The sequence below is a fragment of the Hanstruepera flava genome (assembly GCF_023634025.1).
Taxonomy (GTDB): Bacteria; Bacteroidota; Bacteroidia; order Flavobacteriales; family Flavobacteriaceae; genus Hanstruepera; species Hanstruepera flava.
In genome coordinates this window covers 1-9439 of the sequence record NZ_JALJCW010000009.1, presented here as the reverse complement: position 1 = coordinate 9439, position 9439 = coordinate 1, and the positions used below count along the sequence as shown (strand labels likewise).

12 protein-coding genes are annotated in these 9439 nt (G+C 33.0%); all 12 read right to left on the bottom strand.

Features of this window, described 5'->3' with window-relative positions; translation table 11 throughout:
- Window positions 1–233: 233 nt before the first annotated feature.
- The 12 genes from MTX13_RS14310 to MTX13_RS14255 all read right to left on the bottom strand — a co-directional run bounded on the left by MTX13_RS14310 (window position 234) and on the right by MTX13_RS14255 (window position 9338).
- Window positions 234–782 carry a YybH family protein gene (locus MTX13_RS14310; protein WP_250437398.1) on the bottom strand — a complete coding sequence of 183 codons (549 nt, stop codon included), beginning with the start codon at window positions 780–782 and terminating at the stop codon, window positions 234–236.
- A 154-nt stretch (window positions 783–936) separates the two neighbouring features.
- Entirely contained in the window at window positions 937–1332 is a 396-nt protein-coding gene (locus MTX13_RS14305) for an META domain-containing protein (RefSeq protein ID WP_250437384.1), read from the bottom strand.
- A 128-nt stretch (window positions 1333–1460) separates the two neighbouring features.
- A complete protein-coding gene (locus MTX13_RS14300; RefSeq protein WP_250437382.1) occupies window positions 1461–2033 on the bottom strand; it encodes a hypothetical protein in 573 nt (190 codons plus the stop codon).
- Window positions 2034–2196: 163 nt separating this feature from the next.
- A complete protein-coding gene (locus MTX13_RS14295) occupies window positions 2197–3033 on the bottom strand; it encodes an amidohydrolase family protein (protein WP_250437380.1) in 837 nt (278 codons plus the stop codon).
- Window positions 3034–3323: 290 nt separating this feature from the next.
- Entirely contained in the window at window positions 3324–4118 is a 795-nt protein-coding gene (locus MTX13_RS14290) for a cation transporter (RefSeq protein ID WP_250437377.1), read from the bottom strand.
- Between the two features lie 168 nt (window positions 4119–4286).
- Window positions 4287–4751 (bottom strand): hypothetical protein, encoded by a 465-nt coding sequence (locus tag MTX13_RS14285; RefSeq protein WP_250437375.1) that lies wholly within the window; start codon window positions 4749–4751, stop codon window positions 4287–4289.
- A 205-nt stretch (window positions 4752–4956) separates the two neighbouring features.
- Window positions 4957–5616, bottom strand: a complete 660-nt coding sequence (locus MTX13_RS14280; protein ID WP_250437374.1) for an AbiU2 domain-containing protein — start codon at window positions 5614–5616, stop codon at window positions 4957–4959.
- A 31-nt stretch (window positions 5617–5647) separates the two neighbouring features.
- Complete coding sequence (locus tag MTX13_RS14275) at window positions 5648–6397, bottom strand: HNH endonuclease (RefSeq protein WP_250437370.1); 750 nt, start codon at window positions 6395–6397, stop codon at window positions 5648–5650.
- Window positions 6390–6644: a hypothetical protein gene (locus MTX13_RS14270; RefSeq protein WP_250437369.1), complete on the bottom strand. Its 255-nt coding sequence runs from the start codon at window positions 6642–6644 to the stop codon at window positions 6390–6392. The genes MTX13_RS14275 and MTX13_RS14270 overlap by 8 nt, the downstream gene beginning before the upstream one ends.
- 166 nt (window positions 6645–6810) lie before the next feature.
- Entirely contained in the window at window positions 6811–7731 is a 921-nt protein-coding gene (locus MTX13_RS14265) for a hypothetical protein (protein ID WP_250437367.1), read from the bottom strand.
- A 140-nt stretch (window positions 7732–7871) separates the two neighbouring features.
- Complete coding sequence (locus MTX13_RS14260) at window positions 7872–8591, bottom strand: hypothetical protein (protein WP_250437358.1); 720 nt, start codon at window positions 8589–8591, stop codon at window positions 7872–7874.
- A gap of 165 nt (window positions 8592–8756) precedes the next feature.
- Window positions 8757–9338 (bottom strand): hypothetical protein, encoded by a 582-nt coding sequence (locus MTX13_RS14255; protein ID WP_250437356.1) that lies wholly within the window; start codon window positions 9336–9338, stop codon window positions 8757–8759.
- Between the last annotated feature and the right edge of the window lie 101 nt (window positions 9339–9439).

Here is a 9439-nt window from a genome sequence, read left to right as displayed (position 1 = left end):
GCATAACGCTGTCGTTGAATCACATATCCAAAGGGACGGGAGTGCGCAGCACGTAGTAACTTTGGTCAGCTTTAGCTGAATGTGATTCAACGGTCTAGGCTATGATTTCGTTGCGTTGAAAATTCCAGCGGAATTTTCGACCGTAGAAATCCAGCCGTTTAAAGTTAAACTAATTTTGGGAATAGGCGAGTAGTAGCAATGAATTATAGCCATTGTTGTACCACGTATTTTTTTCAGTCATTTACTTGAACTAACTTTCCTTCTGGCATACTCATATCCCGATGTCCGCCAATTACAAGCCACTTGCCATTTTCCTTTACCATAAAATCACTCCATCTTAAAGTCCCTCTAAAGGTATTTCCCTTTGTTGGTCCATCAGGCATATCCTCACCATAATAAGTGAATGTTTCAGTATGTGTATAGTGTGCAATAGCTGATTTACCACCATCTAGTATTTTAATTTCAATGGGGGTAACCTCCATTTCTAAACACTCTTCTTCCGCCTTCATAATTTCCCAAAATTTGGCCATTCCTTCCTTTGTTGTCAATTCATTTTTTCTTGACTCCCATTTCTTCCAATCGGGATGATGATAAGCCATATAAGTTTCAAAATCATTGTCCTTCCACGATTTAAATCTACCTTCAATTGCATCCCATACCTCTTGTTCAAGCTGTTCTTGACTCAACTCTTGGCTGTTAGTGGTATCTGATGTCTTTTCAGTTTCATTGCATGAATACAATAAAACAATCGGAATAATGATAAAGGAAAAAAAATATCTCATGTTTCTATTTTTATGTGGTACAACGTTAGCGTATAAATTTCAGTTGCGGAAAATCGGCACGATTTTCCGATTGAGCTGAAAGATAATTAATCGGAATGAATTTCCGTAGGAAATTCAGCCGCAATTGAATTTATACATTGTTAGCACACGTTTTTTATTCCATTTTTTTATATTTATAATGATTGTCAAAAAGTCCGTCTTTGTCTTTATAAATCAGTTTGTTCTTCTCAAGTTTTACAATAACATATTTCCGATTTCCGATGGTCAGAATTGAGTCAGTCAATTTATAAGTTGCTTCATATTCATTTCCCATTTGGTTAATGAATATTTTTTTGTCTTCATTAAAAGTCAGAGTGGTTTTCAGTTCCGCTTTTGAGTCAGATTCTGCTTTCGAGTCAGAGTTATTTTCCGTAAGCGGCTCAATATCCTCAGAGAAAGAGTCCGTTTCCGCAACTAAAATCCATTTTCCGATTAGATTTTTTTCCGTTATGGATTGCGCTTTGCAAGAATTAATTCCGAGAATTAAAATCAATACTATTAATATTCTCATAGTATTTCTCAAATGTGTGCTAACGGTTTTGTGTATGGCTCGTTGCGGAAAATCAGCTATGATTTTCCGCCGTGACCGAAAGATAGCAAATTGCAAAGAATTCCGATTAGGAATTCAGCCGCAATGAGCTATACACGGTGTTGTAACACGTTTTTTATTCCGTTAAATATTTTATTTAGTTCTATTTCTCGTTTTTCAATTCCGTTTATTTTGTCAATTTTCTGTCCGAATATTTTATTCCAAAATCCCCTTTTCGTAAAGTCATAAGAATATCTAAAGTTCGAGTCAAATTCAGCTATATAAAGTTTGGATTTCAGAATTTTGTTGTTTTTCACGAATTGAACTTCTTTTCCTTTAAGTCCTTTTTCGAGAATTGATATAATTCCATTTCGATTCCGTTCATTAAATTCCAATGCTGGGTTTCCATAAGTTTTTCCGTCATCGCTAAAATCGTGTTGATAGAAATATTCTCCTTCCACATATTTATTATATCCAGGAACTGTCGGATTGAAAATATGCAGATAGATTAGCAAATTGTCTTTTAAATATCCAACTCGAATTTCAGTCTGAGAATTTTTATCCGTCGATTTGAATGTCTCGATTTCCGCTTCTCCTTTGAATTCAGTTATTGGTTTTTCAAATTGTCCGCTGTCAATTAAAATTTGGTTAATAAACTCTTTCCAATCTTTGAATTCCTGCATTTTCTTGTTTTGGTCAAATGTGTTACAACGTTTTTGTGTAAGCGTCAGTAACGGGAAAGTGTGCGAGTACTTTCCGCTGACGCACCTAATTTAGCAAAACGAGTTGAATTTCCGATTAGGAAATTCAGCCGTTATTGCGCTTACACGTTGTTGTGAGCAGTAATTATTTTGATTTTAATTCCTTTATTTTTTCTTCTGATAAACTCAAAAACTCCGCGGCATTATCGAAAAAAATATCTTCCTTTTGTTCTATAGTCAGAAAGTCAGCTGAATTTACCGCATCCACTGCAATGTCAATTGTCTCTGGCCAAACCATTTGGTCGGTTCCAAACATTATTCTATTACCAAACCCAGATTCTACTAATCCTTTCAGGAAGTTGTGAAGTTCTTCTTTTGGTAATATCCAATCTATTGCGGCAATGTCCAAATACAATTGCGGATGAGCATATAGCATAGCTTTCATATCATCCAAATAAGGCCAGCCACCGTGCATTACGTATACTTTTAGTTTAGGATGACTCACAAGTACTTCTTCCAATTGTTTCGGATTTGCATTTCTCACTCTGACTCTATCCATACCCATATGATAAATTCCTCCAGGTGGTCCACCAGGCATAATATGGAAGCCAAGAGGTAGATTAAGTTCCTCCGCCAAATCAAAAAACGGTTTCTGACTTTCATCATCCGCTGTTATTCCGCCATAAAACGGGTTCAGTTCACCTATAGCAGAAAGACTTCCACTTTCAGCCATTTTCCTTAAACTGTCCAAAGGCATATTTCTACCGCTAATAAGAATTTTATCAGGTGCGTCTTCAAACCAGAGTTGACCATCTGAAGTTAAAGCGAGAACTATATTATGCTTTTCAAATTTCTTAAAGGTTTCTACTTTTTGTTCTTCAGGCGTCTGAACTCCTGTGTAAGTTTCATTTTTTAATGGGTTAGGATGGTTCATTCCGAACATCATTCCACCTATTTCTTCATTGTATGCGTGAATGTGCATATCAATAATTGGTCCTTTATAAAGTTCATTTACATTTGCTGGTTCATTCGTTGTTTGTTGTTCTTCATTTTTGCAACTACAAATAGCAAAAAGAAAAGCAAACAAGGTTAGAATTTTGATTTTCATATGGTTGGTTTTTATTGCTCACAACGGTTTTGTGTATGATTAGTGGCGTGTTTCAGCACCTAATTTAACAAATAAAAACCGAATAGAAAATCCGCGAGGATTTTCGTAAGTAGGCGAGAACTAGCCATTAATTATACACGTTGTTGTAAGTAGTGCTTTTTCGCTTACTTGCTCAATTTCAGTATTCGGAATGCACCTTGAATTACCAACGCAAAAACGATTGTTCCAATAATTAAATCAGGTTTACTCGAACTCAACCAATTTACCAAAATTCCAGCAATTATTACTCCTAAATTGATAATCACGTCATTCGAGGTGAAAATCATACTCGCTTTCATATGTGCTTCTTCTTTGCTCTTTGACTTTTGCAAAATATAAAGACAAATTCCGTTTGCAATAAGTGCAAAAATCGAAACTATAATCATTGTTGAAAAATCGGGAAGTTTCTCGTTTCCGAAAAATCTTCTCAAGACTTCTACAAATCCAATAATCGCAAGTATTATTTGAAAATATCCAGCAAGTTTGGCAATCCGTTTTTTCTTTATTACTGTTCCGCCAACCGCAAACAAACTAATTCCGTACACAAAACTGTCCGCAAGCATATCTAAACTATCGGCAACAAGTCCTATAGATTTTGAGATAATTCCTGTTGTCATTTCAATAATGAAAAAAGCAAAATTTATGGCAAGTACAGACCAAAGTAGTTTTTTCTGATTTTCGTTTTCTTTAAATTCCGTTTGGTCGGTTTGTTCCGTTGAGATTTTTTTTCCACCTAAATTCAATTCGATAACGGACTTTTCGATTTGGTCAATTTCTCCGCTGTGAAAAACGGTCAATTTTCGATTCGGAATATCAAAGTCCAAATTCGCAATGCTTGAAATTCCGTCCAATTTCATTCGGATAAGATTTTCCTCTGAAGGACAATCCATTTTGGTAATTTCAAATATTGTTTTATTCACTTGGTTTCTGGGTTTTTTGGCATTACTTACAACGGTCTCGTATAACCGTCAGTTACGGGTTTAATTAGCGATTATTTTCGGTTTATCACAGGCTTTAGCAATTCCGAGTGGATTCGGACGTAGTCGAATCCGCCGTAATTGCGGTTATACATTGTTGTGCGTAGGTTTTTATTCAATTTTATTCAGTTCAATTGCGTTTGGACTTATCGAAAATCCGTTCAACTTATAATTGTGAAAATACATAGTCTCTTGCATACTTGTCAGCTTTAAACTGTCTCCAACTTTTTCATGCATTCCAATTGTAATTAATGTATCCTTTGATTCAGATATGATTTCTTCAATTCCAAAAGTGTTTGGATTTCTGTCAATTCCCAAAACAAACTTTCTGTTCTCGATTTGAAAACTATATTCAGTAGATGAATATGGATGATTCTCAATCCAACTATTCCAGAAAAAAGAAAAAATCCAATAACAGATTATTGAATTGATAAAGAACAAAATCAAAAGTCTTTTTCTAATAAAGAAAACAATAATTCCAATCAGAATATTCGCTCCAAATATTTCAAGTCTGTACGATTCAACTCCAACAGACATAAATGGGTCGGGTTTAATATTACTAATCCAATATTTCATTAAGAAAATATCAATTAGCAAAATCAGAACTCCAATCCCGATTAATAATTTTGTTTCAGATTTCGTCATTCTCAACTTACGCACAACGGTTCGGCTATGATTTCGGTGTGGATAAATCCACCGGATTTGTCCAAAGTAGAAATCAGCCAGAACTAGTTAGTATTTTTGTTTAAAGTTAATCAGCCACGCTGAATTATAGCCATTGTTAGCTGTAGTTTTTATTATTAGCATTTTTTATAAAATTTTCGACAATATTTTTTCTGTCCAATTCTCGTTTAGTTAATATATCCTCAATTATTCTCCTCACTACTTTCCTGTCGTGAATTGGTTTTAAATCAAAATGAGTATCAAATATGATTAAATAAATTTCGAATATAATTTTAACTATATCATTAATCAATTCCTCCGTTGCTTTCAAAGTCAATTCAGAATTGTCGATTACGTTTTTATAATTGCCGTCAGTATGAGCATATAACTTAAACCTTAATTTGCCCACTTGGTCAATCGATTCCTTCTGTTTATTTAATACACTTTTCCACTCATTAACTTTCGCTTTGTTTACTTCTAATGATTGATAAATTCCACCTTTATCTAGTTTTCTCAATAAGTGGTGAAGATTATATTTATCCGTTTCTTTATTGTCATTTGTCAACTTGTGAAGTTCTAAAATTGTGACCCGCCACAGTGCATATCTTGAAAATGAAAAGAAACCTGAATTCGTGATGTATTTCAAATGTTTTTCATCTAATTGATTTTCTGATTTTGGGTAGTTTAGATAATAGCAGAATTCAAAGGATTGAAGAAAAGTAACGATACTTTTAGTAATCTTTTCAAGGTCGCTTTTTAATTGTTCCTTTTTGTTCATTTAAATTTTAGACAATATCAATTGTCTTTTTTTACCACCAAGAATAATATTTACTTGATGTTGAAGGTTCAGAATTACTTTTTGTTTTATTACATCTTTCACAAGTTAATTGAATATTGCAAGGGTCATTTGCTCCATATAAGTCTAAAGGAACTATATGGTCAAAATTATTTTTTGTGAAAGTGTTAATCAAATTAGTTAAGTCTGTATTACAAAATACACATCTTCCTTTATCTCTATGAAAAACGGCCTTTTTTACCCAAACAGGTATATTAGTTCTCTTTATAGTTCCCTTTTTTGTAATGAATTTTTCAGGATATTCTGAACTTAAATCATATACTGTATCAGATACTATCTTGTTGAATTTCAAGAGAAAGTCCCTATTGTTAAATAGTATGTAGAATGCTTCGTTTGATAGGTTTTCAAAGAGTAATTCAAATTTATCTATGTGTCTCGAAAACCATTTATAAGCATCATAATTCTTTCGAGGTTTATATTTAGGGATTGAAATATTATATTGATTGAACTTTTCATACCAATCATCTAGAATTCCTTCTTCTTCATACCAATCTGTACTTTTTCTAAAATCTCTCCAATAGTCATTTAAACAAGTAACTACAAAGTATTGATGAAGAAGTGTTTCCTTGTTGAATTTAGCTGAATGTTCAATGAAATATTTCTCGTCATAATTCCAGAATGAAGTTTCAATATTAACATTACCTTCAATTAAATCAATCAATCCATAAATTCCGTCAAAACTATATTTCTGTAATTCACTCATTTATTTCAAGAACCTCATTTGGTAAAATCATATTATGTCGTTCTGCTACGCTAGCAACATCGTCTATTATGGTAGCTCCGGCGTATTCAGCTACTCTGCAAATAACACGAAATTGATTTCCTTCATATTCTTGAATTTCTATGCTCGTTATTGGATAATTATTAGGTGGTTCTATAGATAATCCAATCAGTATTGGGTTATAATATTCTAATAGAGTTTGAGCATCTTCAATATTGTATAATTCCATAATATTTTGTTCAAATTACAGCTAACGTTTTCGTATATGCTTCAGTGGTGAGGCAAATAAGCCTGAACCAATTCAGATTAAGCCAAATGTAATAAAAATTCTTGGACGTTTGATTTTGTTCTTAATCTCACCATTGAGGATATACGTTGTTAGCCACTGTGTTTGATTATTCAAATTCGGTGTCCATTTCGTCAATCATCTCGAATAATTCGTATGAATGATTGCGTAAAGCCTGAATAAAAACTCTTAATTCTTTTTCATCACTTATCTTATTATTTATTAAGGTAGTTTCTAACCTTTCAATGATGTAGTCAATTTGGTTTATCGTGTCTTCAAGTCCTTGTAAAGCAGAAATTTTAAAATATCGTTTCTCAACTTCATTTTTAATATTGGCTATAGTATCTTTAATTATTTTGAAGTTCGTCTCAACAATCGGATAGTTGCCGAAAGCGTGTTCAAATAATTTTGATACGTGATAATCGTATGTGTTAGGAATTTTATTTCTTATTTTATCTCCTTTAAACTTCCTCTTGTGTTTTTGAAACTCGTTAGTAAGCTTATCCATTGTTTCTGAAAGAATTATTTTTAATAATTTCGATTGAGATTCAATACATTCCAAAATGTTTATTTCCTGAAATTTTGATTTGTCACCAGTTTTTGGATAATATGAGGCAAGTGTAAACCCTCCATTTGAAATTGAATATCTTCCGATCATGTGAAATGATTTGTCATTTCCACGTTTGGTTGGATGCCCAATAGAATCATTTCTATATTCTCTAATTTTATATAATTCTGGATATTCAGTTTCCCAATTTATTGTCTTGTCAAATAATGCGTTCAGCAAGTTATTCAAAGCATCTTGTTGCAAGTTAATCGCTTGTAAAACACCATAAATGTACAGATATCCGCCGTCATAGGGACCAAACTTATCTAGATTTAAGTAATGATTAATAGCCTCCTGGGTGTCATCAAATGTGTCCAACGATGCCCAAATTTTATTCCATTTAATTCTATCTTGAAAGAGCATCTCTCGTTTCCAAGGATGATTTAAAATGTCTCTTATTTCCTTTGTTAGTTCGGTCGACATACATTGTGGCTAACGGTTTGGCTATGATTTCGTTGCGTGGTCAAGGCGTTAAAAAATTAGGTCAACGAAAAACAGTGGTGGTTTATAATTTTCCAAGTACGCTAGTAATAGCAATGAATTATAGCCGTTGTTGTGTTTAGTTATTTTTTTTCATGTTCAGTCGATTTAGACGTTGGATTTATCTTCGTTACTTTGTCGGACTCTCTAATTCGACAATTGTCTTTCAAATCATCTGCTGTCTTTGGGTGTTCTTTCTTTTTTGTTTCGCTATCTTTGTTAATTATGTTTACTTTGTATATGGTGTCGTCCTTTTTGAACCATTCTAAAGTTTGGTTACACGCTTGAGGTAATGATAACACCGATGCGACTACCAAAAGTACTATTGTAAGTTTTTGATAAAATCTATCTTTTGTTCTTTTTCTATATTCGGTCAAATAGTCAATCCCTTTTGGCAATAACTTAACCCTCAAAACACAATCTTCGGCAGGTGTTGGATATGTAGTTCCATGTTCTACTGAAAACAATTTATTTTCTATTATCCTTATAAATTCAAGTTGTTCAAGTTCTTTGAAAAGTTCGTCGTTTCTTTGTCGGTCAGTTATTGCGCCACCACTACCTTTTTCCACAAAAGAATACTTATAAGGCATTAGTCCGATTCTTTTTAAAAACGGAACTATGTCGTAAGAACTTAAGCCTGCATTTTTGTCAAGTTCTTTTAGGATTTCAATTATGTCAGTCGAATTTGATTTATAGTATTTATTTTCTAGTTCAGAATTAAGTCGATTAGCTTCTCGGTCGTGATTCTGTCGAAATATCCAATCGATAAACAAATTCTTTATTTTCTGAATACTATCTCTCATTCTATATTACTACCACAGTCTTTTTTAATTAAACACAACGGTTTTGTGTATGGCTCGTTGCGGGAAATCCGCGAGGATTTTCCGCCGTAACACGAAGATAGCAAATTGCAATGAATTCCGATTAGGAATTCAGCCGCAATGAGTTATACACGTTGTTGGCAATAGTTATTTTATTTCATAATATTGAATTCCATCCACAGTCGATTTAAAGAATTCATTTTCTTTTTCCAGTTTTTTAATTTCAGATTCGCTTTTAAGTCTTTTAAAAAAGCGGTCTTTCCCATAGCCATACATTTCTCCATAAAATTCAAATGATTCTTGAAAAAGTTTGATTCCTTTTTTTAATTCGTCAAGCTTTGGGAAGTTGTCATAATATGTAAAAGTCTTAATTGAGTCATTCTCCGTAATGAATAATTCTCCTGTACTTCCATTTATTATTTCGTATTCATTATTTTGATTTTTTGTTAGAAATAGAATGAGTCTTTGGTCAACTTTTGGTCTCTTAATTCGTTTATCACAAGTCCATTCTTTCCACATATCTACAGTTATTTTATTTTCCGATTTTCCTTTGACGAAATCAGTTACCTCAAATTCATATTCATATACGAAATGAGATACATCAGATATTTTTCCCTCGACAATTAAGTCAGCTTTAGAAATAACTATTCCGTATGGTAAAACTCTTTTTTTTACTACTGAACTTGTAGTAAAGCTTAAAAATAAAATTATTGAAAGTATTGTTTTCATAATTATTGCCAACGGTCTCGGCTATGGGTAGTTGCGTGTGTTAGCACTTAACTTAGCAAGTACACACCAAACTGAAAATCCGCGAGGATTTTCAGAAGTAG